The organism is Spiroplasma citri, assembly GCF_001886855.1.
Taxonomy (GTDB): Bacteria; Bacillota_I; Bacilli_A; order Mycoplasmatales; family Mycoplasmataceae; genus Spiroplasma; species Spiroplasma citri.
In genome coordinates this window covers 726,907-752,053 of record NZ_CP013197.1, presented here as the reverse complement: position 1 = coordinate 752,053, position 25,147 = coordinate 726,907, and the positions used below count along the sequence as shown (strand labels likewise).

Here is a 25,147-nt window from a genome sequence, read left to right as displayed (position 1 = left end):
AAATTGTTTAATGTTAAAATTAATTAGATTATTAACTGCTGCTTTACAAGATACTAAAATTGGTGAATTATTAAAAGATGGTTTAAAAAAATATGGCATTATTAAAAAAGAAACTTCTCAATTTAAAAAATTATATAATTGAACAGATCCAAGGAACATTTTACAATATTTAAAAAAGGCAACAAAACAAGAAATTAATTCTTTATTAGATAAAATAGAAAAAAGAAGTTTAGAACAAGGGAAAAATTTATTTAATGAGCAATATCAAGATTCAAAAGAATGAGTTAATATTCAATCTAGTTGAATTAAATATGGTAAGTTTGAAATGACAAATAAAATTATTAATACGGGTAATGCTACATTTTTATTTCAACCAAAGGTAATAGTTCAGCAGATTATAAATTATGACAACAAAGGGAGTGAATGACTTAATGAAAAAAGATGTTTATGTAATACATGATGAGCGTGTAATAAATGCAAAAAGACCTTATATGGCAGTTTGTGGGCAAGTTAAAAAAAGACTTTGTAAAGAATTAAAAAAAGATAACATCGCAATATGTAAATTAAGTTTATATAACGAATATATTAAAAAATATCAAAAAGTTAAAGTATGTGTAAAAGTTTTGTCAAATGAACCTAGTTTATTAACTGTAAATATAATTAATTATGCACTTATTTTAAAATTAAAGGAGCAAAATAACAATGAATAATAATACCTATCCAACTTTACCAAACTTAAATGATATTAATAGTGTTTTAAAATATTATAATTATGATTGAACAATTAATTTAGCAAATATTATTGCTCGCCATCAAATGCGATTAGTAAATGGTAAAAATATATTATTTAATTCTCATAGAGAAGATATCTTAAATAAATTAAATTGATGATATGAAACTTATAAAATTAAAGAAAAATTAGATAAAAATGAATTAACAGCAAGTTTAATGGGTAAAACTATTTTTGGTTTGTTAGAAACATCAGATGGCAATATTGATTTATGAATTAACCCATTTAACTTTACATCACGAGTAAGTAAAATAAATGAAATTGAACAAGGTGCTGATATTTGATTAAATTATCATCAAAGTGATAGTGGTTTTATTTTAAATTTAATTTGTACCAAAGATAAAATAGTTATTAAAGGTTGACCTAAAAATAATGAAGTAGTTGTTGGACAAAGTAAAACACAAATTAAAGATGATGTTAAACCTGTTTTAGTACAAGAATTTAAAAATAAATTAGGTATAGTACCTTTTTGAGAAATGATAAATGAACCTAATCCATTATTCTTATCAACATCAACAACTTTAAATCCATGACCTACAATGGCAAATTGTTATAAATTACAATTTGATTTAGAAGATAGTTTTAATATTAAATCAAAAGAAAGATGAGCAAATCGTACGCATTGATATGGAATATTAGATGATGATTTAATGACTGCTTATAACAAAGGTAATAAAAAAGTATTACAAGATGCTTTTGATGATATTTTTATTCAATCAGGTCAATCAGCAGTTGATGGTCAATTATCTCAATCTTTACAAGTAGTACAAGGTACACCAATCTTAGAAACATATACACAAGATCAAAAATCAATTATTGAACAAGTATATGTAGCATGTCATTTTTCTAGTCCTTTTGGTGATAAATCAGATAGTGAACAAAATAAAACACAATCATTATTAACTAAAACAAAAGATTTAGAAAAACAAGCATATTTACAATCATATCGTATGCAATATTATACTAAAATGTTTGATACTGTTTTAAAATATTATGGTTTATGAGATGGTAGTGGTGAAAGACCATATAGTTTTAAATTTATTAGTGCTAGTTTAGTAGATCAAATGCGACAAAATGAATTAATTACTGCTAGATTAGAAAATAAAACAATGGAACCAGAAAGAGCAATAACTGAATATGATGATGTTGATGGATTAGAGGCAGCAAAGTATTTTGAAAAAGTAGAAGCATGACAAGATAAAATGCAATCTAAAGAAATAGAACATAATAATAAATTAATGGAATATGATGAAACTGGTAATAATCAAAATGCTATCCAAGGTAGAACAGAAATAAAGGAGGATTAATAAATGAGTAGAATTAGCCCAGGTGCTATGAATGAATTAAGAGCACAAGCCCACGATACTTTAATGGATATAAGAGAAGACATCAGAAATAATCGCCATTGAATGGTATTTCCTTTTAATGTTTATAGTTCATATATTCCTGATACAGAAACGGGATGAAAACCTAATAATGCTAAACCAAGTGATTATGGTAGTTATACCCGCATATTTGATAATATGGAAAGTACAATTGCTCAATGACAAGGTAGTTTAAAAATAGTACAAAAATATAAAGGTGAAGAAATTAATATCTTAACTATTGATGATTTTAAAAATCAACCTATTAATTCAACGATATGAGCCAATAATGAAACACCTTTTGCAATAAAATTAAAAGATGAAAATGAAAATAACTATTGAAAATTAATTGATGGTGAAAATATTTATGATATTAATAAAATGTTAGAATACTTAAAACAATATAAATTAAGTTATTTTATAAATAATGATAATAAAGCAGATAATTTTTATACAAAAGAAGTTAAAGTTGGTAAATATTGAGATGCTTATATGATTGATGATAGAAGTTCAATTCAATTTGGTGAAGCCAAATTTGAACAAGTATTTACTCAACAATCAACTGAAAGACAATATACTTTATTAATTTTAGATGAAGATGCAGAAAGGCATCGTGTAATCGAAGTGCAACAAATCAATTCTGAAAGGAGTTGATTTTTTATTGAAAAGAAACATTATTTTATTTTGCGGTCCTTAGTAACTAAGTATGGAAAAGATATTGTTATTAATACTGTAAATAAGATAGTAATTAATAATGTAAAAGAAAATGAATAAATTATCCGCGTAATTTATTAGCGGTAATTTATTCAATATAGTTTATTTTGAGCGTAGCGAACACGCGAAGCGTGTCGCAATATTTTTAGAGAGGAGATGTATTATGCCAACTTGATTAACGACAATATTTAGTGTTGTTATTGTATTAGCAATTTTTCTTTATTTTGGTTTATTAATTTACCAAAAAATTAAACAAATTCGAGGAAAGAAAAAAAGATAAAAAAGAAATTGAAAGAAAGGAGAGTAATAAATAATGTTAGGTATGTATTTAACAACAGCGTTTAATTTTTTAACAGCACCTACACCTAAAACTATGTCTGAGGGTATGACTGGTATTTGAACGGGTTTGACTAGTGCATTATGAAAAGTTAAAGAATGTATAACAAATATTTTACCTGAGATAATGATTTTCTTAGGTGAAGCGTGAATTATATTAATTCCATTTGCTATATTTTGTATTATTAAAATTTTAAACTTTTTCCGTGTTATGGTTAAAGGATTTTAATATTTATTATAATCGATTATATATCTTAGTTAAGGCACACTAGGAATTTTTAGTGAAATAATTTTTTGAATTGGTGATACCATTCATGATAATCAAAAAATAGATGCTATCACATTTGTAAAAAATGAATTTATTAAATAGAAAAATGAACTTATTATATTTACTATTAAAGTTCTTAATAGTTATTTTCAGTGTGCCAATTTTTATTATTTTTATATTTAACATTGTTTATTAACATTGTTTATTAAACATTAAATAAACAATATATTAGCATTATGTATAACATTGTTAATAATCAGTGTTTATTACAATTAAAAAACATTATATAAACATTATTTATAACATTGTTTATTAAACAAATATTTAGTTAGGAGATTATCTTATGGATATAAAATTTAAAACAACTAAGGAATGTAAAAAATTAAAGAGAGATTTTATTATTAGGAATTTTGTTTTTGGTTTTGTTTATTTTCAATTTTTCATTGTTCTTATTGAAATTATTGTAGGTCTTGTTTTGTTTTCAAATAGAGAAATAATTGTTGGTATTTTACTTTTTTCTTTATTTTTATTTTTAATATTTATTCTTTTATTTTTTATAATTCAATGTCATATATGCGAAATTAAAGAATATAAAGTTATGTTGTTAAAGAAAAAAATGTTACCGTTAGAAAATAAAATTGGAGGATTAGGAAAAGGCACAATGTTAAGACCAGTAAGACGAGGAGATGATAAAATTGAGTAATTTTGTTAAGAAAAATCAGAATGTAGAAAATTATTTTATTAGTAAGGAATTTATCCCTTTTACAACAGAAAAAGCAAGTTTTATTAATTTACCTAATCATAATCGTCATATTGGTTTTTGATTGAGTAATAAGTTTATTTATCCGAGTGAAAAACATTTGGAACAAGTAGCAATCGGTTTGATTTATGATAATTCTTACCCTATTGTAAAATATGATGAAAATTTAAAGCGAAATATTTGAAAATATTTAACTGGAACAGAATTAATCAATTTATATAATCAATATAAACAAAATTATTTTACTAAAATGAAAAAAGCTTTATTTTCAAGTGAACCTAAAAAAGTAAAAACAAATAATAACAATAATAATTTAACAAATTGAAGTGTTGAAAAAGAACAAGAATTAATTAATGATTTGAAAGACTTAAATTAAATGAGTTTATATGATTATTGAGTTCAATTTGTTAGTTATATTATTGGTGCAAATGCCCCTGAGTTTTTATATGTTATATCTTTTGTGTTATTTGTTGTTTTATTTTTTGGAATGTTTTTTAAACTTATTCAAAAAATATGGAGTTTTTAAAAATGCAAAATGATTTAATTAAATTAAAAGAGTTTTTTATTCATATATTTTTGTTTATCGATAAAACGAATGTTGAAAGTATTACAATGTGGAATTTAACGCAAAATGAATATTTAACTTTGATGGTTGGTGTTTGAGTTGTGATTTTGTTTTTAACTTGGTTTTTCTTGTGAATGGTTTTTAAAATAGTTAGTTATTTTAAATAATTAAATTTTGTTATTATTATGGTTTTCTCTGCCCACAAAATTTTAAAATTTTTTTTGAATATAATATATATTTTCATTACGAATGCAGTATTTATTAATATAAATAATGTTGTAAAAAATATTTCTTTTTGATTTGTGTGGAGAGAAAACCATAATAATACTAGTTTAATTATAAATAACTATTGGAGGTAAAATGAAAAAATTTATATTTTTCTTTAAAAACTATTGTTATATTAGTGGTTCAATGCTTTTGTTTAGTTTAATTGATTTATTACTTTGGATAATTTCTTTGTATTGTGTTGGTTTAGTATTTTGAATATTATTTGCTTTGCAGTGTGTTTATTTTGTGTGATGATTGTGAAAAAATATTTTTTATCAGTTAAATTCTTTTGGGTTAGTAAATTTTGTTTGAGATAATCCGTTATCGGTAATTATTGGTAAGTTAGGAACTGGTAAAACATTACTTTTAACTTATTTGTCGCAAACTATGAAATTATTGACAGATGAAATTTATAGTAATTATCCGTTAAAAGATGATAAGGTTAAAGTTTTAACATTTAAAAATTTAGATTTTACTGATAGAACAAAACCCGTTCCCCTAGATGATAGTGTTATTTTATTTGATGAAAGTTATTTATATATTGACGGAACTAGTCCTCACGATGAAAAAAAAGTTCATAGTGGTAAAATACCGTGAATTGTTTTAGCGAGACATTTTGGACATCGTGCGTTGTTTACTGCTCAGCGTGAGGGTATGATTTGAAATAATATTCGCCAGTTAGCAAGTGGAATTATTATTCCAATTTCATTGAAAAAACCAGTTATTAAGAAAGGGTTTAATTTTTTTAATCGTTTCTTTATTATGCGAATTGGTATTTTTCAAGATATAACGGATTATGAAATTTGAAAAACAAAATCAGTAGAACGAACAGCAGAAGGTAAAAGAGTAAAACATAAGTCGGATATTGGGTTAGGAATTCGGTTTTTTAAAATAATAATTCCCCTTGAATTCGCTAATAAGTATGATAGTCAATGGTTAAAGTTTGTGCGTGATTTAAAGAATGATGAAATTGTTAATAAAAAAGAATATTATTGGTCAGAAATCACAAAATTAAGCGTTAAAGAACGATTGGAGTTATTTGATATTGATATTTTGAAAAAGAATTTAAAACCTAAAAAAGAGAAAGGAAATAGTAAAGATGATTAATTTATTAGTTGAAAATAATAATAGTAATTGAGACAAGATTTTTAGTTTTGTTTTTGATATATTTTTGTTTATTTTTGATGTAATTTGAAATACAAAATTACCGATGACAAATACGTCAATTGCTTATTTTTTAATCTTTTTTATGGTTATTAAGTTATCGATTTATGCAATTCACGGCACATCAACACAATATAATAATTTAGGTTCGACAGTTAATAATGGTGTTTCGCAAGTATATTCGTCAACTGTACGAAAAGGTATTAATGTTGGTAAAAATGTTTATCAAAATAGTAATAAGCAGCAAGTTAAACGAGAAATTAAGCGTCAAAATGTTAGACAACAAGCAAAATTTAAAAGAGGTGTTAAGTAATGATTAAATTAGTTTTATTGGTGGCGGCAATTGCGATATTTGGAACTGGTTTTATTACTGTTATTATTAATCAATTTACATCAGCAAAAAATATTATTATGGATTTATATAATTCTGATACTTGGTTGATTTGATTATTTGGCAGAATGGCAGTTTTGTTTAGTCATCCGTTAATGTTAACGATATCAAGTTTATATATTGTTGGGTTTATTGTTTCAAAAACATTGTATAGTTAGGAGTTAAGTTTATGAAAAAATCGTTATCTTTATTTGCCATATTTATTTTAAGTTTTTTGGGTTTGGTTATTCCATTTATTACTTTAACGGCGTTTAGACCCTTAAATGAGGAGCATTATACGCTTAAACAAGAGAATAATTACTGGTAAAGGTATTAATGAAACTGATTTTATTAATACAATGTTTTTACGCAGTAGTTTTTTTGAAAATTGGTCGGAGACAAATTATTTTATTAATCCAACTTTAAAAACATCAAAAAAATTATAATTTAATGATAAATGGTATTTGGATTTTTTACAAGATAGTTATTCTACGGGAGTTGTTTATGATAAACCTAGTGAAACATTTTTAAATTATTATCAACAATGACATAGTTTAAAAAATCAGTATATGGTTGAAAAATTTTATGATGTTAAAAAGGAGAATTTTTTGGATGATTTAACTGATTTTATTTATGCTTTTGCAGTTAAATATAAGATGTATGATGTATCTAAAAAAATTGTTGACAATGTTGACCGCTATAAGGAAAATCATTATCCAAGAGTTAAGTTAAACGAAAATTATTGAAAAGAAGTTTTAAGTGTTTTAGGAGAAGGAAATACTAAAAAATGATATATAGGTATTTTCAAAAAAAAATAATAAATGAAATATTATAAAATGAAATGGTAACAAAGAATTTTATTCATATTATTATGATAAAGTTTATCGTTAAGATGGTAAGGGTCAACCACAAACACCAACAATAAATGAAAATACTGGTGAAGTTATATTGCCGAAGAATAGTTATCAACAAACTCGCGTAAAAGAATTTATTAGTTTATCTTTATATTCTGTTTTGCTAGAAAATACTAGGGTTCAGCAAGGTGGTAGTGCGGATTATGAAAATCCGAATAAGGTTGGTACAAAGCGGATAATTTTTGATTTTGAGACGGTTGATGAATTGGATGTTAAAAATATTAAAAAAGCAATTTATCGGATGATTTTGACTGTTGATGAAGCAAATTTAATTATTTCTGGTAGTTTAGAGTTAAATAATATTAATAATGATGATTTAAGTTTTAATTTTAGTTTTATGCGAATGGGAATGGGTGAAGTTTTTAATTTTAATGGTTCAATTTATTCATCATTAAATAGTAAAGATTTAAAGTATTATCAACAGTTTAGCGGTCAGTTTGATTTATCTAAGTTTTTACAGTCGTTTTTTGCAAGTGCATTGGTGCCAGTGTTTCAAAATCGTAGTTCGTTTATTGAAAATGGATATATTGATAATTTACAATATGATACTGTTTTAGTTAACTTTTTTGCGTTGAAATTACAAAATTTTAATAATATTTTGTTGAGTGAAAATATTAACGATAAATTACAATTTGATAAATTATTAAATAGTATGTTTAAGATTTCACAGAAATTTTATACTAATTATTTACGTACGATTTTTGATTTAGAAAATAATACTTATGTTCAAGGTTATAATAAAAAATATGGTTTGTTAGTAAATAATGGTTTTAAAATTTACCCACGATATTTTTATTTTTCTGATAAATATAAGCAATTAGATATTAAATTATATTCAGCATTTAAAAATCGGTTTTATACGATTAATAATTATGGTAGTGTTTTTAATTATGATTTTTCGGTTGCTAATAATTATAATATTAATTCAAATTCGGGTTATGTTTTTGAAGATGCTTTAAAAGATAAATATGGTTTAAATTATAAAAAAATTGAAAAACAAAAAATCGGTTATAATGTTTTTGAATTGCAAGCACAAAAAGAGAATGATATGTACCGATATTATGATTTTAATTTTGGGATTTATAATTGACAAGAAATTAATAATGGTGGGTTGTTTCCTGATAAACAATGATGACAAGTGCAATATGTAATGCCAGATGGTTGATGAGATTTTGGTGCTCATATTAGAAGTGCGGTGATTTGAATTGTTAATACTATTCCGGTAGTTAAACAAGTTAATGAATTAGCGAGTGGTGTTGGTAAGGTTTTTGAAACAGTATATAGTTTTTTTAGTCAAATATTTGAGGTATGAAAATTTAATCCAGCGTTGTATAGTGCAATAACAAATATCTTTTTATTAATTATTTTTATGAAATTTGTGCGATTAATAATATAAAAAAGGAACTGTTATTCAGTTCCTTTTTGTTCTTTTCAGTCATTAATTTCACCGGTATTTTTATCTATTTGAGGTAATGTTGGTTCACCAACGCCATCTCAACGATAAATGTTAATATATTGATATTTATAATCTATATATTTTCCAATTCATTTTATAATTATAAAACCATTTTCAATTTTAATAATTCCAATATAATTTTTATTATCATTATTTTTTTCATTAACAAAACCATTAATTAATTTTCAATTACTACCTTTTGGTGGTTTTTGTGGATTATGTTGTTGTTGATTATCTGGTAGTTCTGGTTTATTATCTTCTTCGTTTTTATTATTATTTTATTTTTTACAACTTATTAGTGTTGTTGTGCTTGTTGCGGTTAATCCGATTGCTCCTATTATGCTAAGTCATTTTTTCATTTAGATTGTCTCCTTTTATTGTTTTATATATAATTAATATTATTTCATATATCAATTATATATCAATTATTTTGTATTAAATATTAATTTTATAAGTTAATGAAAGGTATATAAGTGTTATGTATAGTCATTTGAGTTTTATAGATAAAGTTAAATTAGAACAATTATTATTATCAAGAATGTTTTTAAAAAAGAATGGTAAACAGAATATTTCTGCAATCGCTAAATTTTTGAATAGACATCGTAGTACTATTTTACGAGAAATTAAGAGATTTAAAACTATTGATGAATATAGTGCTTATAAGTAAGATAAAATGTATTATGAGAAAAGAAAAAAGAATAATAAAAGATTTAAGTTTACAGAAGAACAATTAAATTTTATTCATCTGAGATTTAATGTTTATCATGATTCACCATCAGAACTTATTTATTGTTATTTTTTAAAATTTAAAGTTAAATTTCCCGTTTGTGTTAAAACATTGTATAAATGAATTCGTTTAGGTTTTTATGGTTTTTTAAAACAGAATTTACGACACCATGGTAAAAAATACAAAAGAAAAGGAAAATCTGATAATCGTGGTAAATTAACTGATTTTAAGTCAATTTGAGATATTGATAATAAAGTTTCTAATGTTGGATGACTTGAAATGGATACAGTGGTTGGTAAAGACCATAAATCTGCTATTTTAGTTTTAGTAGAACAATTAAGTAAAAAATATTTTGCAATAAAATTAGAAAATCATACTGCTAGGGAAGTTGAGAAAAAGTTTAAAGATATTATTATAAAAAATAATTTAATTGGAAAAATAAAAGGAATAATAACAGATAGAGGGAAAGAATTTAGTAAATGAAGAGAAATGGAAATATTTGCTGAAACACAAGTATATTTTTGTGATTCTGGTTCACCACAACAAAAACCTTTAATTGAATATATGAATAGTGAATTAAGACATTGATTTCCTAAGGGAACTGATTTTAATAAAGTTAGTCAAAAACAAATAGATTGAGTAGTTAATGTTATAAATGATAAACTCCGACCGTGTTTAACTTGAATAAGTGCAAAAGAAGTATTTTTACAGAATATTAAATAAATTTATTAATTAAAATTTAATAAATTGTTTTTTAGTGTGTTTAAATGTGTGTAAAATAAAAGAAAAATTAAAGTATTTTTAATTTTTTTAAATTTATGGTTGATTTTTGTAATTTTTATTATATTATTTAATTAATAAAGATTTGTTGCACTTCATTTTACATAATTCATTGTATAAAATTTAATAATTTGACACAAATTAAAAATGAGACCAACTGTACAATTACAAGTTTAACATTTAATAAAAATAGTAACATATAATCTAATTTATTAAAAACAATTCGAGATGAATTGTTTTTAATTTATTTTATCGAATCGTAAATAATTGTTAAATATTGTTTGTTTTTAACATCTTAATTGCTTAGTAAAAAATATTTTTAAATTATTCTCTCATAAGAGATTTAATTGTTCCATCTTCTGTTGATTTTAAAGTTAATTCATACATTACAGTATCATTTTGTTGATGAGGAACAACTAAGATAATTTCATACTCAATTGCATTATCAATAATTCGATCGCCAACTTGATAAATAGACTTAATTTCAATAGAATTATTGTGTTCATCAGCTGTATAATCAAAATTATTTAAATTAAATCCAACCTTTTCATGAAATGTTTGATTTTCTATTATCGTTGGATCATTAAATTGTAACGAAAAAGTATTAATTTCTTCATTATTAATTTGCTCTTCAACTTCAATTTTATCTTGTTCTAATTCGGTTTGAATTTTTTTTCGATCAAAAATTGCACTTAATGAAAGTTTCTTTTCATTTTTTGACTCAGATAACATTTCTGTTGATAAAAATTGTTGCGTTGGAAAATTATTAACAAAATTTTCATCACGTTTTGGCATAATATATTTTGTTGGATTAACTAAACTTTTCGGGCGTTCAATTCCACTAATTGTTTGTTCTAATTCATCTTGATTAATAATTTTTGAATTTTGTTGCCGTGATGTTTGCTTTGCTTGAATAAGATCCAAATCTTGGCTTTGATAATCAACTGGGTTATCATTAACTTGAGTTGAATTTGGTATAACTGATTTTGAAGTAATTATTCCAGTAATTTTTTTTAATGTTTTAACATCTTTATGCAATTTAATTAAATATTCTTGAATTTGATTCATATTTGTTTTTAAATCACCCAATAACTGTTCATCATTATTATCTGATGAATTTTCTGATTTTAATGTTGGTTTTTTTTGTTTTAATAAAAAAACTAAAATAGTAATAAAAAAACCTAAGGCACAAATTGGAATCATTATTACTAAGAAAAAATAACCAATTTGATATAAAAGAATAACATTTGAGGCAAAAACTTCACCAGCAGAATTTTTAATTTGCATTGTAAAAATAAAATTAAAGCCATATTCTATGATAAAAAAAACATATGGAAAATTTTGAACACCTTTCTCAACACCAAAACCACTATTACCAACTAAGCCTAATTGATGATTATTAGAAAGAATATAATAAATTTCTTTACCAGCAATAATAATTAGTAATAATGATAAGAATAGAAACAAAAGCATGAAAATAAAAAAGATAAGAATAAAAATTTGTGTTTTTGTTAATTTTGTTTTCATTAGCTTAAATTAAAATTAATTCACGTTTTGCTTCTGTTAAAAGATGAAACCCATTTTCGGTGACTAAAATATCATCTTCAATTCGAACACCGCCTAAATCAGGAATATAAATCCCTGGTTCAACAGTAATAACCATTCCTGGTTCTAATAAAACATCACAAAATGGTGACACGCGAGGAAATTCATGTATTTCAATGCCAACTCCATGGCCTGTTGAATGTGTGAAATATTCGCCATAACCTTTACTTATAATATAATCACGACAAATTTTATCAATCATTGCTGTCGTAACGCCTGGTTTAATTGCTTGCATTCCTAAACTTTGTGCTTCATAAACAATATCATAAATTTCTAACATTTTAGATGATGGCGTTCCTAACCCAATTGTTCGTGTTGTATCAGAACAATACCCATTATAAATACAACCAAAGTCAATTGTAATTAATTCATTATTCGCAATTATTTTATCAGTTGCACGTCCGTGTGGTAATGCTCCTCGTCACCCAGAAGCAATAATTGTATCAAAACTAGGTTTATCAGCCCCAGCCTCAATAAAACTATTAATAATAATTTGTTCAACTTGACGTTCTGTCATTCCAACTTTAATTTTTTTAATAACATTATTAATGGCAATATCACCAATTGCACACGCTTGTTTTAAAGCCTCAATTTCAGCATTTGTTTTAATTGCTCGTAATTCTGAAAAATCAACTGGTTTTAAAGCGACTGATGATATATTCGTTGTTAAAGTTTGATAAGTCAAATATGTTAAGTAATCACTTTCAAAAGCTAAAATTTTGACATTGTTTTTAAGAAAATCACTTTGTAACATTCCAAAAAAACCACCCGGATGATTCGTTGCCATTTCAACGACACGTGTAACATTTCTTGCTTGCTTTTTACCAGCAGTAATATAACGTCCATCTAAATACAAGATTGATTCAGTTTTTGTAAATAACAAATATCCTTCAGAAGAAGCAAATTCAGATAATCAAAACCGATTAACGGTTGAATGAAATAAAATTCCATCAACTTGATATTTTTCTAAATACTGCTCTAATTTTACTTTTTTATCTAATTTTACTTTAACATATTCCATTAGTATTATTCTCCTTTTCCTCTATATAAATTTAACTCTTATTATTTGATAATACAAGGATATTTCTTAATTAATTAAGTTTCTTAAAATTTCTTCAAGATTATTTACATCTTTTTTAATTAAACCATTTTCATAACCATAATGTGAAATTGTTGCATTATGATTAATTAAAAAATCAATAATCTTTGCATATAAACCAGTTTCTTTAATAACTTCTTCAAAAATAATAATTTGTTGGTATTTTTCTGTGTTAATTTGTTTTAACATTTCTTTATCAACTGGATTAATAAAACGAGCATTAATAACATTAATTTTTTTTGTATCTAATTTTGTAATAACTGTTTTTGTTTTAATTACATTATTGCCATATGTTATTAATAAAATTCGTGCTTTAGGATTTTTAATAACATATTCTCACTGTCCAACTGAAAACGGTACTGACAAAACTTGTTGAGTAATTCCACCTTTTGGATACCGAATAAAGAAGGGATTTTTTTTATTTATTAAAGCTAACTTTAATAACTGATCAAACTCACTACTAGTTGCGGGTTGGCTAATAATTGGTAAATCACCCATACTATTTAAAAAACCAATATCATAAATTCCATGGTGACTATCGCCATCCGCAAGTGCTAAACTAGCTCGGTCAATTAAAAAAACAACTGGTAAATGGTTACGAACAACATCATGTAAAATTTGATCATAAGTTCGCTGTAAAAAACTAGCATACATATTCACAATTACTTTTTGATGGTCTAAGGCAAACCCAGCAGCTAATGTAACAGCATGTTCTTCCGCTAACCCAACATCAAAAAAATATTGCGGATTTTGCAACATAAATTCTTCTAAATGAACTGATGCTTGCATTGCAGCAGAAATAAAATAAAATTTTTCTGTTGCTGTTTGAAATATTTTTTCAATAGTTTTTGCAACATAATAACTTCATTCATTATGTTTATTATCAGTTAAACTATACGAATGATATTTCTCTTGTTCTGCTTGGCTTAATCCATAACCATAGCCTTTTTTTGTTTTAAGATGAAGAACTACACTTGCATTTCGTTTTTTTGCTTGGCGAAGACTTTTTGCTAATTTACGAAAATTATGACCATCAACTGCCCCAATATAATCTAAATTAAAACCAGCAAATAACCCTGGAATTGCAAAACTACGAATAATTTTCTCAATTAATAAATGCCCCAACCATAATAATGTTAATGGTGGAATATATCGTAAAACTTTTGCAACTTTACTAGCACTACGATATAGTCATCCAGTTCGAACTTTACTAACTGTTGTATGTAAAACATTAACATTTTTGGAAATACTCATGCCATTATCATTTAAAATAACAATAATTTTATTAGAAATTGTTCCTAAATAAGTTAAAGCCTCTAAAGTTAAACCATTAGTAAATGCTGCATCACCAATGACACAAATAATATTATTATATTTTTGATTATAACTATAAGCAATTGCGGTTGATAACCCCGTTCCCGCATGACCGTTAGAAAGATGATCATATTTACTTTCGTTAATATGCTGAAAAGCAGTTAAACCATCTGCTAAGCGAATTGTTGAAAAATGTGTTTTACGATCAGTTAAAATTTTATAAGCATAAGTTTGATGACCAGTATCAAAAATAATCAAATCATTATTGTCAATGTCAAAAGTTTTTAATAAACTAATTGTTAATTCAACTGTTCCTAAATTGCTAGCTAAATGCCCCCCATTTTTAGTAACTGTTTCAATAATAAGACAACGAACATCCGCTGCTAATTCAATTAAAGCTTTTGTTTTTAATTTTTTTAAATCAGTATGATTCTGATAATCTTGTAATTTCATTTTTTAACCCCACTTAATATTTTTGTAAAAAATAATTAATTTGTTGAACAAAATTATTGAAATATAATGGTGTAATTTTTCCAATCAAATAATGGCATTGGGCTGTTACATCTAATTTTATTTTATAAATTTCCACATTACTGCTATCCTTTAATAACTTTCTCATTACTGTTAAATTAATTAAAAACACAAGATAGTAACCATAATTAAAATATAATTCATGATTTGCCAGGTTAATAAAAGGTTGATAAAAAACATTAGCAATAAAGTTATAAAGTAAATTAAAATTATAATAAATCTTAATTTTTGAATTAGTAATATCAATATCTGCAAAAATTGCTTTCTCATAATTATTACCAAGGTAATTAACAAAAATTTTATTTTTTAATTCCTTAATTACTTTTAAAATTTGTTCTTGTTCACGTTTTACCCCACTATGACGAATATATTGCATATGATAATAAATTAAAACTAATTTAATTAAAATAATACTATCAAAATATTTTTGTTCATCTAAATTATTTAATCGTAATAAATAAATAAAATTTTTAATTAAAATATCTTTTTCATCAAAAGTTTTAAAATCTTTTAAAATTACACGACTTAATTTTAATTCATGCAATTTTTTTCAAATTTTAATATTATTTTTTTTAACTCAGCCACTACGTTCAAAAATTTGTCCTGCCATAAATTATTCTTCATTAACTTTAAAATCAGTTGGATTATTATCCTTAACAATTTTAGTGACTTTATCTTTAATATCTTGTAATTTAGTTTCTGCTAATTTTGTTAATTTAATGCCAGTTTCAAAAGCATCAATTGCTTGATCTAATGGCAATTGATTATTTTCTAAATCATTAACAATTTGCTTTAATTGTTCTAAAATTTGTTCAAATGATTTATTATTTGTCATTTTTTTCACCATCCTTATTAATTGCTTGTACGATTGAATGAATGAATCCATCTTGCACACGTGTTATTATTATATCATTATTCTTAATATCATGTGTTGTTGATATTACATTTTTATTATCATTATAAGTAATACTATAACCACGAGTTAATGTTTTTAAAGGACTTAACAAGTCTAATTTGCTTACTAAATTATTTTTTTCATGTTCAATTGCTAAAATTTGTTGTTTAATTGTTCTTACCAATGTTTGATAATAATTTTGAATCATATTTTTATTTGCTATAAAGAATGTTTCTTGTAAAACATTAAACTGCTTTAATAATAATTGATAAGAATGCTCATATTGTGTATATAATGCTTGTGGTCTTGTTAGAACATAACTATTTTTTAATTCGCTTAGTTTATCTCCTATCTTGTCAATTCTGCCTTTAACAAAATTAATTAAATTACGTCGTTGTTGTTGCAAATAATTAATTAATTCTTTTTGATCAGGTGTTGCTAATTCAGCCGCCGCCGTTGGTGTTGGTGCTCGTAAATCACTAACAAAATCAGCTAAGGTAAAATCAATTTCATGCCCAACAGCTGAAATAACTGGGATAGTTGTTTGATAAATTGCCTCAACAACTTCCAGTTCATTAAAAGCTCATAAATCTTCAATACTACCACCACCACGGCCAACAATTAATGTATCAAGGTGTGGAGTAAAGGATTGTGCTGCCTTAATTTTTGCTCGAATATCATGTTTTGCTTCACTTCCTTGCACTAAACTTGGAAATAAATAAATGTTTGCTTGTGGAAAACGGCGATGAATGGTAGAAATAATATCACGAATTGCAGCACCAGTTGGAGCTGTTATTACCCCAATATTATTTGGAAAACGTGGAATTGGTTTTTTTAAAGATTGACCAAACCAACCTTTTTTACTTAATTCTTGCTTTAATGCTTCATATTTTAAAAATAAAGTACCAACCCCTTGTAAAGATAAAGCAACTACTTGTAAACTATATGTTCCTTGCGGTTCATATACCTTAATAGAACCTGTCGCAATAATTTTTAAGCCTTCTTTTAATTTAAATTGCAAGTTTTTTGCATTAAATGCAAACATAATTGCCCGAATTTGTGCTTTTTCATCTTTAATTGTAAAATAAACATGTCCTGATGAATGATTTGTAATATTAGAAATTTCTCCTTGTAAAGAAATATTAATTAAATTTGGTTCTTGTTCAATAATTGTTTTTAAATAATAATTAATTTCACTAACCGTATAAATATTTTTACTCATTTGCCCCCTCCATTATCAATATCTTCCAATTAATAATATCATTGAAACAATAAAATAATTAAAAAAGAAATGTTATTAAAGGAATAACATTTCTTCTTTTTAAAAAAAATAAATTAAAGTACTAATTGCTCTTTTACATTTTTTCGATAAATAAAATAAAATAAAAATGGTAAGAAAATTCCTCCACTTAAGAAATTCCCAAATAAAGTTGGCAATTGAACATTGTAAGCAAATTTCCCAAAATCTGCTCAATCACCACTTGTACCAAATATTTTTAAAAATGGTTGTAAAAATCATAAATATGAATTAGCAACTACATGCGAAAATCCAGAAATTGCAAAAGCCATAATAATTAAATTTACAACAAAAAATTTGGCAATTGCTGATTTAGTCGTATGTGCAGCATAAATAGATCCAGCAACTAAAAAGTTACATAAAATCCCGCTCCCAAAGTTTTCTCATCATGTGTGCTCTAATTTTCCATCAATGAAAATTACAACATTATTATAAAAATCAGTTACAGAATCAGACGTATGATTTAAAAAACCGCCTCACGCCGTTAAACCAGCCATTACTAAACAACCAAGGAAATTACCACTTAAAACAATAAATAAATTACTAACAAATCTTCCCACATTTAATTGTTTTTTAAAAACAACAATTAATGCTAAAGAATTCGACGTAAACATCTCTCCACCAAGAAAAACAATCATTGTAATAGCAACAGTAAAGACTAGGCCAAAAACTAAACATTTTAATCCAATTGGGATATTATCTCAGTTTCCCTTTGTTGCCGTAATTGCAGCAATATAACCAAACCCAATAAATAAACCAGCAGCTAAACCCATTAAAAATGTTTTATAAAATGGACTATTTCCTTTTTTTAACGCATACTTATAAATATTTACAAAACTATCCTCATTACTATAACTATCTGAATTATCTACTTTTTCTTCTTTTTTTAATTTCGTCACTCATTTTTTCTCCTCTTTTTCACATCTTATTTCTCTACAAATAGTACTTTATTATTTTATCATAAAAAATAAAAACCTAGATTATATTTAGGTTTAAAATAATTAATAACCAGTATTTTTATATTTATTTTAAAATAATTCAACTAGGTTATTATTTCAAATAACAAATTTTTTAATGCCATATATTTGTCGATAATCGTTTTTATCATACAAATATCAAGCAGCAACAGGAATTTTCTCAGTAATAGTTATTGTAATAAACATTAGAACCAGTAATCTTTTCCATCTCTTCAAATTTACTAAATTCTTTTCCGCGATCTGTTATTATTCCTTTAATTTTTCCAACTAAACCATTAATTCTAACTAATTCTTCAAGTTTTTCTAAAACTTCATTAGCAGTATTATTTTCTAATTTCATAGCAAAGTATTTTTTACTTGATTGTTCTACTAAAACTAAAATAGCAGATTTATGGCCTTTACCAACAACAGTATCCATTTCTAATTAACCAACATTAGAAAATTTATTTTCAATATCTCAAATTAACCTAAATCTTTCATCTAATTTTCCACGATTATCAGGTCTTTTCTTTGTTCTATTTTTTCTACCACCATTTAATAAATTTTTCTTTAACAAACCCAAAAGACCTAAATGAATTCATTTATACAGTGTTTTAACACAAACCGGAAATTTAATCTCAAACTTTATTAAAAAACGTTGAATAATTTCTGCTGGTGTATCACCAAAAATATTAAATCGTAAATTTAAAAATTTGTAGAATAAAGGATGAAATAGGACAAAACAACTCTTGTTAAAGGGTTGTTTTTTTATTTGAAAAACAACTTTTCTGAACAATTTTCATCATGTTCAAATTCATTAACTACTTTAAATAAATTATTATCATCGCAAAATTCCAATAAGGCAACTAGCACATACATAATGCAATTTAGCTTTGAAATTTTGTCTTAATTCTCTAGCAGAACATTCGCCAACAATAAAATCAATTTCTTTTTGTGTATATCTTTCATCTGAAAAAGACCAATAATAACCATCATAAGGAATATTTAATCCGTCTTCTTGACAATCTTCACAATATTTTCTTTTTCCCATTATTTATCCTCCCCAATAACAGTTAATTGGTCTAATTGTTGTCGTGTTATTTTAATATTTTTTAAACCAGCATAACGTAAATCAACATCTTGTAATTTAGAATAACATAAATCAGCAAAAGATAAATTAACACCTCGTAAATCAGCACCTTGTAAATCTAATATTTCATATTCTAAATAATCATTTATTTTTTGTTCTTCAACAATAATGTCTGTTAAATCTTTAATTAAATCTTGTAATGTTTTCATTTTATAATTCCTCCTAATTCTTTTCTGCAATTAAAGTATCAATATAGTCATAAGCACTTTCTTCTGAATGACATTCTTCTAATGCTTCATTAAATAAATCTTCTTCTGTATAAACTTTGCCATCTTCATCTTTTCACATATTATTTATTTTCCTTTAATATAAGTTCCAAGAATTCCAGTTCCTTTTTTCTATTTTTAATGTAATTATTTATTGATACAGTATTATCTCTTTCATCTATTGTGAATAAGTGTTCCATTTTTTTATTAAAAATCTTAATTGCATTATATCCACTATATATTCCAGTTCCACGGGAAATTTTATAGCAGTATTTATCATCTAATTTATTAATAATTTCTTTTTGAAATTCTGATAATTGTACATTTCTAATTTCTTTCATATTATTTATTTCCTTTTCATTCAATATCTTTTAAATCAATAATTGCCGTTGATAAGCCATAATTATTATTTTCAATTTTTTCTCGCACTTTTGCTTCTTCTAGTGTGTAATAAGCATAAGTAGTTAAATATTCATTTTTAATAATTAATAAGTATTTTTTAGTCATAATTTAATTTCTCTTAATTTTGTTTACCTAATGCTCAATGTTCATCAGTAATTTCATCTTTTGAAACTAGATAACTTCTAAGCATTAATTCATTTATTTTGTTAATAGTTTTTTTATTTAGCTTTTTCATCTTTACCTCCTTAAAAATTTCCTTGGTTAATTTTTTTTATTATTTTGATACTTAATAAATAAAAAGTTGGTAAGCATATTGTGTTTACAATTAAAACTCCGATTATTATTTGTTCTATATTTAAAATTCCAAGATTTAATCAAAAAAGTATAAAATCAATTGGAAAATAAATTAATAAATTTATTAATAATAGTAGGATAATTTTTCAGAAATTATGATATTTTATTAAATAAATAATCCTTAATAAAATTGCTAATAAACCAGTTCCTAAATTTCAACATAATGATCCTAGCGTAAAACCCCATAATGATAAATCAACTAATAAATGACCAACAAAACCAATAAATAAACATCAATATCAATTTAAAATAAAAGTACTAATAAAAAATGGAATTAAAAATAATGGAATTGATGTTCTTAAAATAATTTGTATTCGCATTACTTGGGATAATACAACCATCATCGCAATTAAAACTGCTATATAATTTATGTTTTTAATTAATAAAAAATAATTATTGTTTTTGCATTTTTTTATATTTAGCATAACTAAGGCCTAATTTTTTAGCTTGTCGTTTATCTTTTTGTTTTTGTTTATATTCTTCATCAATTAAATTAATGTTGTTTAATAATTCTGTTTTTTGTAAGTCAGACAAACCACAATTAGATAATGCAATTAAATAAAGTTTTTGTTTTTCTTGTTCTAATTCTATTTTTTCTAACTTAGCCAAAATTGAAGCAATATTCATTTTTTCTTTCCTTTCTCTTAAAATTCAAATTTAAACTGAATATCTTTTAATCTTTTTTTAATTATTTTGTAATATTCATTATTTATTTCACAACCCAATCACTTTCGTTTTAACTGTTCACAAGCATACGCGGTTGTACCACTTCCTAAAAAACAATCTAAAATTAAATCATTTTCTTTACTATATTTACTAATTAATCGATTAAATATATATAATGGTTTTTCTGTTGGGTGTCTTGTTAATTTTTTTCCGATTGAATAATTAAAAATTGTTTTTTTACTTTCATAATCATTTTTATAATTCGGAATTCGATGTTTTTTAGAATAAATTATCATACAATATTCTTTATCTTGATAAATATGATTATTAGTTGGCATTGGATTTGTTTTGTTTCAAAGGATAAAATCATAAAGCATATCTTTTTTACGAACTCAATCTAAATAATCTATAATTTGTTGTCTATTCATTCAAATTAAAATAAATTTATTTTTTGAAATTCGATAAAACTCATCTAAATAAGTATTTATATCAAATGAATTATGTAAATTATTATCATAGATAGCATTAATATATTTATTTATGCTTTTGGTTATATTGCTTTTTTCATTTTTTTGTTCGTTTTCTCTTTTTGATAAATTATATAAATAGGGCGGATCAGTTAGTATTAAATCAACACTATCGTTTTCTAATGTCTTTATAAATTCCAAAGCATCTCCATTTATTAATTTTCCTAAATTTGTTTTAAACATTTTTTCACCCTTTGCCTTTCGCTTCACTTTAAAGGTGATCGCAGGCACTATACTATTGTGTTTTAAAATATGCAGTGAGCTTTCTATGTTATGTCTATTTAATATATAATCTTAAAACTTTGTATATTATTTAAAACTTTTTTGGGAATATTTTAATTTAAACTTTTTAAGTCTTTAATTAATTGTTCTTTTTTTTCAACACTTAAATTTGTGAAATTATTTTTATTTGTTTTTACTTTTTTAGGTTCACTTGAAAATAATGCTTTTTTCATATTAGTAGAGTAATTTTGTTTATATTGATTATATAAATTAATTAATTCCGTTCCAGTTAAACTCTTTCAAATATTACGCTTTAAATTTTCATCATATTTTACAATAGAATAATAATTATCATAAATCAAACCGATTGCTACTTGATTACAATTTTTTTCACTCGGATAAATAAACTTATTACTCAATCAAAAACCAATATGACGATTATGATTAGGTAAATTTATAAATGAAGCTTTATCTGTTCTAAAAACTATAAATTCTCTTCGAATAAAGCAATTTTCTACGTTAATATTCTTCTTATAACTTGGTTTCTGATACATTACTCAAATCAACTCGCTTTCGGTTACACTGCATTGAACAAACATTTAACTTAAAATACAAACTACCAACAATTTTTTTATTCAAAATAGAATGACAAATTTGACATTTACGTTTTAAAAAAAATATTCAAATTCCTAACATAATTAATCACACTCCTTTGTTTAATAAACATTGTTATATTTAATGTTTATCTATTGTTTATTTAATGTTTAATAAACATTGTTAATAAACATTGTAAGCATTATTAAAAATATAAAATAGTAAAAATTGGCACACTGAAAATAACTATTAACAAGTTTAATAAAAGAAATATAAAATTAAAATTAATAAATCAAATAACATAACTAGTGTGCCATAGATGAGTTATCCATCTTGTTATATTAGAATTATTTAATTTTACTAAAAAAGATTTTTAAATACCCAGTTTTTCAATCAACATCTATCCTTGAATTTTCCAAATTATTATAAAGTCAAATTTTTTCTTTGTTTATATACTTAATTTGATTTAATAAAACTTTGTGATTTTCACAAGTTCATAAAATTTTATTTGTTTCAAATTCTTCGGTTATAAATGATGATAATTTATAACAATTAATAACATCACATATTTTTTGTTGTTTAATAATTTTCATTTTTATAAATCAAATTTAATATTAACCATAATAAATATCTTCAAATCATTCTGTTTTTCCGCGATGTTTAACTTTATGAATTCGCTTTGGCATTCCGCATTTACTGCATTTAATCATAATATTGATTTTTTCCATTTTTAGTTTTTCCAATCTAATATTTAACGATTGATTTATTAATATAACTAAGTGAAACAAAACAAGGACAACACCTTTACTAAGTAGATATATGAATTATTTACTAATTTCTTAATTTAATATGGTTTTTTCTGAAAGGAAACAACTTTTTTATTATTTTAAAAATTATAAATATTTAAAGATGCTGTCCTTGTTTTGAATCAATTAGTTATTTTGGGTTTTTAAATAAAAAAGCAACCCTTTAACAAGAGTTGCTTTTTTGGAGAGCTTCATCGTACATTATACAACTTATTAACTAATATGTCCCTTAAAACAAGTAATAAAGGTATTTACAAGCAATTATATTTTATATAATTAATGAGAAAAAATAGAAAGAATATAGGTAAATATTAAGATGATTTACTATAAATGAGGTTTTATAAATAAAAATGGCAAAGAAAATGACTAAAAAAGATTATGAATTATTGGAATCTAAATTTGATGAATGAGAACAAGATATTTATAATCATAAAGAATTAATGGAAGCTTTAAAAGCATTAGCAAATAAATAATAAAAATAATAAAAAAAGAGATATTAAATCTCTTTTTTATTTATAGTATCGCACAGACTATTGACTGGCAAGGTTTCTTTTCTTTATTTAAACTTGCAAGTAGAACCTAGAATAACTCGCAACATCACTTGCTATTTAATTATAGCATGTTTTTATAAAATTAAAGAAAAAATAAAAAAATATGGTATTATATATGCAAATTTTCATTTATTATATATTTGACAAATAATTTTAATGACGGTATCATCACGATAATAAGTAATGATTATTACTTATTGAAAATAAAACAATAGTAATTATAATTATTAAAATTAAAAAAATTTGTATTTATTCAGTCGTATTATAGTAAATAAATAATGTTGAACTACTTGAATGAATTTAACTCATAACCGAGTTCCCATTGACAACCACAAACAAGCAGACAAGAAGATTATTCACATAATATTTAAGGAATTTGTTACGACTGAATAAGTACAAATTTGTATATATTATAACATAAATTATTTTAAAGACAATATAAATTGTCTTTTTTTATTTGACAAATATTTTGGGACCGCAAAATAAAATATTGCTTTGTTTGCATAATTTCAACTCCTCAATTAAAAATATTAAAAAAATTTACTTTCCAAAACTGTAAAAACCAAAAATACAAAATGTGTGTGGTTTCTACAAAATTCAACAAAAGGTGAATCAGTTGTTTGAACTAAACGAATAAATTCATTTTCATTTGTTTCGTTTATTTTAAAAGTTGGAACTTTAATAATACCTCATGGATTATTAGATGTTATATTTAATATTTTTAAAGAAGTTTGATTATTATCAGCAATATAAAGCATTCCTGATTTATGAGGAGTAATTAAAGTTATCTTGCCAGTAATGCCATATTTGGTAAATTGCGAATATTCATCATTAATCCCTAAATCAGCATATGTTCCTCATTGCCCAATTACAAAAGCGACTGGAATGTTATTAGTATTTACAGTAATTTTATAACTAAAACCTGCTCGCAAAAAATAGCCCGTTGGTTTTAATTCAGAATGATCAAATCATCGATTTTCTCTAAATCTTGCTTCTCCTGCTGTAACAATCCCAAAATTTTGAATATTATTTTTAATTGATTTTACATTAATGTTTTTATGATATGAACTACAGCAACGACACTTGGAATCCCACTTCCAACTATAGCTACTGTTCCCAAATAAGCTAATAATTTTTTCATAGTTAGTTTTCCCTTTAATATTTTAAATTTTTGTTTTTTATTTTTTTAACATAAATTTAAAACATCAGGTGGTTTGAATTCTTTTACAAATAAAGAAATTCAAATTGTAAGTAAAAAATTAGTTAAGATTATTGTTCTTTTAAAATATAAGAGTTCAATAAAATAAAAGGTTAATAACATAAATACTCCTCGTTTTCTTGCAAATCGTGTTTATTTTATTAACCTGAGTCAAAGGTTTTACAATTTGATTATAGCAGTTTGTTTTATTAATACAATAAATAAATAAAATTGATATAATTTATCTGTTAAGGCAATTAATAAATAATAAATTTTATAACTTAGGAAGGATAGAAAAA

33 protein-coding genes and 3 pseudogenes are annotated in these 25,147 nt (G+C 24.1%); 15 read left to right on the top strand and 21 right to left on the bottom strand.

Annotation, left to right across the window (positions count from 1 at the left end; all coding sequences use genetic code 4):
* Nucleotides 1-10 precede the first annotated feature (10 nt).
* From SCITRI_RS04095 to SCITRI_RS12440, 13 genes and pseudogenes are all read left to right on the top strand, one after another.
* Nucleotides 11-514, top strand: coding sequence for a hypothetical protein (locus tag SCITRI_RS04095; RefSeq protein ID WP_071937336.1), 504 nt, complete (start codon nucleotides 11-13; stop codon nucleotides 512-514).
* On the top strand, nucleotides 492-710 hold the full coding sequence (locus SCITRI_RS04090; RefSeq protein ID WP_071937335.1) for a hypothetical protein: 219 nt from the start codon (nucleotides 492-494) through the stop codon (nucleotides 708-710). Before SCITRI_RS04095 ends, SCITRI_RS04090 begins: the two co-directional genes overlap by 23 nt.
* Nucleotides 703-2,097, top strand: a complete 1,395-nt coding sequence (locus tag SCITRI_RS04085; protein WP_071937334.1) for a hypothetical protein — start codon at nucleotides 703-705, stop codon at nucleotides 2,095-2,097. Before SCITRI_RS04090 ends, SCITRI_RS04085 begins: the two co-directional genes overlap by 8 nt.
* Before the next feature lie 3 nt (nucleotides 2,098-2,100).
* Complete coding sequence (locus tag SCITRI_RS04080) at nucleotides 2,101-2,928, top strand: hypothetical protein (protein ID WP_071937333.1); 828 nt, start codon at nucleotides 2,101-2,103, stop codon at nucleotides 2,926-2,928.
* Between the two features lie 103 nt (nucleotides 2,929-3,031).
* Nucleotides 3,032-3,148 (top strand): hypothetical protein, encoded by a 117-nt coding sequence (locus tag SCITRI_RS12445; RefSeq protein WP_237238263.1) that lies wholly within the window; start codon nucleotides 3,032-3,034, stop codon nucleotides 3,146-3,148.
* Nucleotides 3,149-3,181: 33 nt separating this feature from the next.
* Entirely contained in the window at nucleotides 3,182-3,433 is a 252-nt protein-coding gene (locus SCITRI_RS04070) for a hypothetical protein (RefSeq protein ID WP_071937332.1), read from the top strand.
* Between the two features lie 382 nt (nucleotides 3,434-3,815).
* The gene (locus SCITRI_RS04065) at nucleotides 3,816-4,175 is read left to right on the top strand and encodes a hypothetical protein (RefSeq protein ID WP_071937331.1); all 360 of its coding nucleotides are present in this window, start codon (nucleotides 3,816-3,818) and stop codon (nucleotides 4,173-4,175) included.
* On the top strand, nucleotides 4,159-4,608 hold the full coding sequence (locus SCITRI_RS04060) for a DUF3627 domain-containing protein (protein ID WP_071937330.1): 450 nt from the start codon (nucleotides 4,159-4,161) through the stop codon (nucleotides 4,606-4,608). Before SCITRI_RS04065 ends, SCITRI_RS04060 begins: the two co-directional genes overlap by 17 nt.
* A 152-nt stretch (nucleotides 4,609-4,760) precedes the next feature.
* Entirely contained in the window at nucleotides 4,761-4,964 is a 204-nt protein-coding gene (locus SCITRI_RS04055) for a DUF2649 family protein (protein WP_071937329.1), read from the top strand.
* 193 nt (nucleotides 4,965-5,157) lie between these two features.
* Nucleotides 5,158-6,171, top strand: a complete 1,014-nt coding sequence (locus tag SCITRI_RS04050) for a hypothetical protein (RefSeq protein WP_071937328.1) — start codon at nucleotides 5,158-5,160, stop codon at nucleotides 6,169-6,171.
* Entirely contained in the window at nucleotides 6,164-6,541 is a 378-nt protein-coding gene (locus tag SCITRI_RS04045; RefSeq protein ID WP_071937327.1) for a hypothetical protein, read from the top strand. Before SCITRI_RS04050 ends, SCITRI_RS04045 begins: the two co-directional genes overlap by 8 nt.
* Complete coding sequence (locus tag SCITRI_RS04040; RefSeq protein ID WP_015967964.1) at nucleotides 6,541-6,777, top strand: hypothetical protein; 237 nt, start codon at nucleotides 6,541-6,543, stop codon at nucleotides 6,775-6,777. The genes SCITRI_RS04045 and SCITRI_RS04040 overlap by 1 nt, the downstream gene beginning before the upstream one ends.
* A gap of 11 nt (nucleotides 6,778-6,788) precedes the next feature.
* Nucleotides 6,789-8,908: pseudogene (locus SCITRI_RS12440) on the top strand (spiroplasma phage ORF1-like family protein).
* Between the two features lie 338 nt (nucleotides 8,909-9,246).
* Here SCITRI_RS12440 and SCITRI_RS10545 read toward each other — a convergent pair.
* A complete protein-coding gene (locus SCITRI_RS10545; RefSeq protein WP_164024079.1) occupies nucleotides 9,247-9,327 on the bottom strand; it encodes a lipoprotein in 81 nt (26 codons plus the stop codon).
* A 119-nt stretch (nucleotides 9,328-9,446) separates the two neighbouring features.
* Between SCITRI_RS10545 and SCITRI_RS04030 the strand changes: the two are divergent.
* Nucleotides 9,447-10,418: pseudogene (locus SCITRI_RS04030) on the top strand (IS30 family transposase).
* Between the two features lie 381 nt (nucleotides 10,419-10,799).
* Here SCITRI_RS04030 and SCITRI_RS04025 read toward each other — a convergent pair.
* From SCITRI_RS04025 to SCITRI_RS03945, 19 genes and pseudogenes are all read right to left on the bottom strand, one after another.
* Nucleotides 10,800-12,002 (bottom strand): hypothetical protein, encoded by a 1,203-nt coding sequence (locus SCITRI_RS04025; RefSeq protein WP_071937326.1) that lies wholly within the window; start codon nucleotides 12,000-12,002, stop codon nucleotides 10,800-10,802.
* 4 nt (nucleotides 12,003-12,006) lie between these two features.
* A complete protein-coding gene (locus SCITRI_RS04020) occupies nucleotides 12,007-13,101 on the bottom strand; it encodes an aminopeptidase P family protein (RefSeq protein WP_071937325.1) in 1,095 nt (364 codons plus the stop codon).
* Nucleotides 13,102-13,167: 66 nt separating this feature from the next.
* Nucleotides 13,168-14,946 carry a 1-deoxy-D-xylulose-5-phosphate synthase gene (locus tag SCITRI_RS04015; RefSeq protein WP_071937324.1) on the bottom strand — a complete coding sequence of 593 codons (1,779 nt, stop codon included), beginning with the start codon at nucleotides 14,944-14,946 and terminating at the stop codon, nucleotides 13,168-13,170.
* A 13-nt stretch (nucleotides 14,947-14,959) separates the two neighbouring features.
* The gene (locus SCITRI_RS04010) at nucleotides 14,960-15,634 is read right to left on the bottom strand and encodes a hypothetical protein (RefSeq protein WP_071937323.1); all 675 of its coding nucleotides are present in this window, start codon (nucleotides 15,632-15,634) and stop codon (nucleotides 14,960-14,962) included.
* 3 nt (nucleotides 15,635-15,637) lie between these two features.
* Nucleotides 15,638-15,859 carry an exodeoxyribonuclease VII small subunit gene (gene xseB, locus SCITRI_RS04005; RefSeq protein WP_004029028.1) on the bottom strand — a complete coding sequence of 74 codons (222 nt, stop codon included), beginning with the start codon at nucleotides 15,857-15,859 and terminating at the stop codon, nucleotides 15,638-15,640.
* A complete protein-coding gene (gene xseA / locus SCITRI_RS04000) occupies nucleotides 15,849-17,141 on the bottom strand; it encodes an exodeoxyribonuclease VII large subunit (protein WP_071937321.1) in 1,293 nt (430 codons plus the stop codon). Before xseA ends, xseB begins: the two co-directional genes overlap by 11 nt.
* A gap of 113 nt (nucleotides 17,142-17,254) precedes the next feature.
* Entirely contained in the window at nucleotides 17,255-18,115 is an 861-nt protein-coding gene (locus SCITRI_RS03995; protein WP_071937320.1) for a formate/nitrite transporter family protein, read from the bottom strand.
* Between the two features lie 253 nt (nucleotides 18,116-18,368).
* Nucleotides 18,369-18,884, bottom strand: a pseudogene (locus tag SCITRI_RS11365) (IS30 family transposase); the annotation flags it as partial.
* Between the two features lie 126 nt (nucleotides 18,885-19,010).
* Entirely contained in the window at nucleotides 19,011-19,223 is a 213-nt protein-coding gene (locus SCITRI_RS03980; protein WP_071937317.1) for a hypothetical protein, read from the bottom strand.
* Nucleotides 19,223-19,471 (bottom strand): pentapeptide repeat-containing protein, encoded by a 249-nt coding sequence (locus SCITRI_RS03975; protein WP_071937316.1) that lies wholly within the window; start codon nucleotides 19,469-19,471, stop codon nucleotides 19,223-19,225. The genes SCITRI_RS03980 and SCITRI_RS03975 overlap by 1 nt, the downstream gene beginning before the upstream one ends.
* Before the next feature lie 13 nt (nucleotides 19,472-19,484).
* Nucleotides 19,485-19,610: a hypothetical protein gene (locus SCITRI_RS12140; protein ID WP_257785690.1), complete on the bottom strand. Its 126-nt coding sequence runs from the start codon at nucleotides 19,608-19,610 to the stop codon at nucleotides 19,485-19,487.
* Between the two features lies 1 nt (nucleotide 19,611).
* The gene (locus tag SCITRI_RS03970) at nucleotides 19,612-19,869 is read right to left on the bottom strand and encodes a hypothetical protein (protein ID WP_053391429.1); all 258 of its coding nucleotides are present in this window, start codon (nucleotides 19,867-19,869) and stop codon (nucleotides 19,612-19,614) included.
* A 1-nt stretch (nucleotide 19,870) separates the two neighbouring features.
* The gene (locus tag SCITRI_RS09935) at nucleotides 19,871-20,035 is read right to left on the bottom strand and encodes a hypothetical protein (RefSeq protein WP_155522072.1); all 165 of its coding nucleotides are present in this window, start codon (nucleotides 20,033-20,035) and stop codon (nucleotides 19,871-19,873) included.
* Nucleotides 20,036-20,175: 140 nt separating this feature from the next.
* Complete coding sequence (locus tag SCITRI_RS03965; RefSeq protein WP_147077189.1) at nucleotides 20,176-20,628, bottom strand: hypothetical protein; 453 nt, start codon at nucleotides 20,626-20,628, stop codon at nucleotides 20,176-20,178.
* Between the two features lie 49 nt (nucleotides 20,629-20,677).
* A complete protein-coding gene (locus SCITRI_RS03960) occupies nucleotides 20,678-20,911 on the bottom strand; it encodes a hypothetical protein (protein WP_053391431.1) in 234 nt (77 codons plus the stop codon).
* A 17-nt stretch (nucleotides 20,912-20,928) separates the two neighbouring features.
* Nucleotides 20,929-21,660, bottom strand: coding sequence for a DNA-methyltransferase (locus SCITRI_RS03955; protein WP_071937314.1), 732 nt, complete (start codon nucleotides 21,658-21,660; stop codon nucleotides 20,929-20,931).
* A 152-nt stretch (nucleotides 21,661-21,812) separates the two neighbouring features.
* Entirely contained in the window at nucleotides 21,813-22,253 is a 441-nt protein-coding gene (locus SCITRI_RS03950) for a DUF3627 domain-containing protein (RefSeq protein ID WP_053391433.1), read from the bottom strand.
* Nucleotides 22,231-22,395 (bottom strand): hypothetical protein, encoded by a 165-nt coding sequence (locus SCITRI_RS10540; RefSeq protein WP_167693716.1) that lies wholly within the window; start codon nucleotides 22,393-22,395, stop codon nucleotides 22,231-22,233. The genes SCITRI_RS03950 and SCITRI_RS10540 overlap by 23 nt, the downstream gene beginning before the upstream one ends.
* 245 nt (nucleotides 22,396-22,640) lie before the next feature.
* The gene (locus SCITRI_RS03945; RefSeq protein WP_071891715.1) at nucleotides 22,641-22,886 is read right to left on the bottom strand and encodes a hypothetical protein; all 246 of its coding nucleotides are present in this window, start codon (nucleotides 22,884-22,886) and stop codon (nucleotides 22,641-22,643) included.
* A 563-nt stretch (nucleotides 22,887-23,449) separates the two neighbouring features.
* On the opposite strand from SCITRI_RS03945, the gene SCITRI_RS12135 reads away from it, so the two are divergent.
* On the top strand, nucleotides 23,450-23,572 hold the full coding sequence (locus SCITRI_RS12135) for a hypothetical protein (RefSeq protein ID WP_257785689.1): 123 nt from the start codon (nucleotides 23,450-23,452) through the stop codon (nucleotides 23,570-23,572).
* Between the two features lie 608 nt (nucleotides 23,573-24,180).
* Here SCITRI_RS12135 and SCITRI_RS03940 read toward each other — a convergent pair.
* A complete protein-coding gene (locus SCITRI_RS03940; protein WP_071937313.1) occupies nucleotides 24,181-24,582 on the bottom strand; it encodes a hypothetical protein in 402 nt (133 codons plus the stop codon).
* Between the last annotated feature and the right edge of the window lie 565 nt (nucleotides 24,583-25,147).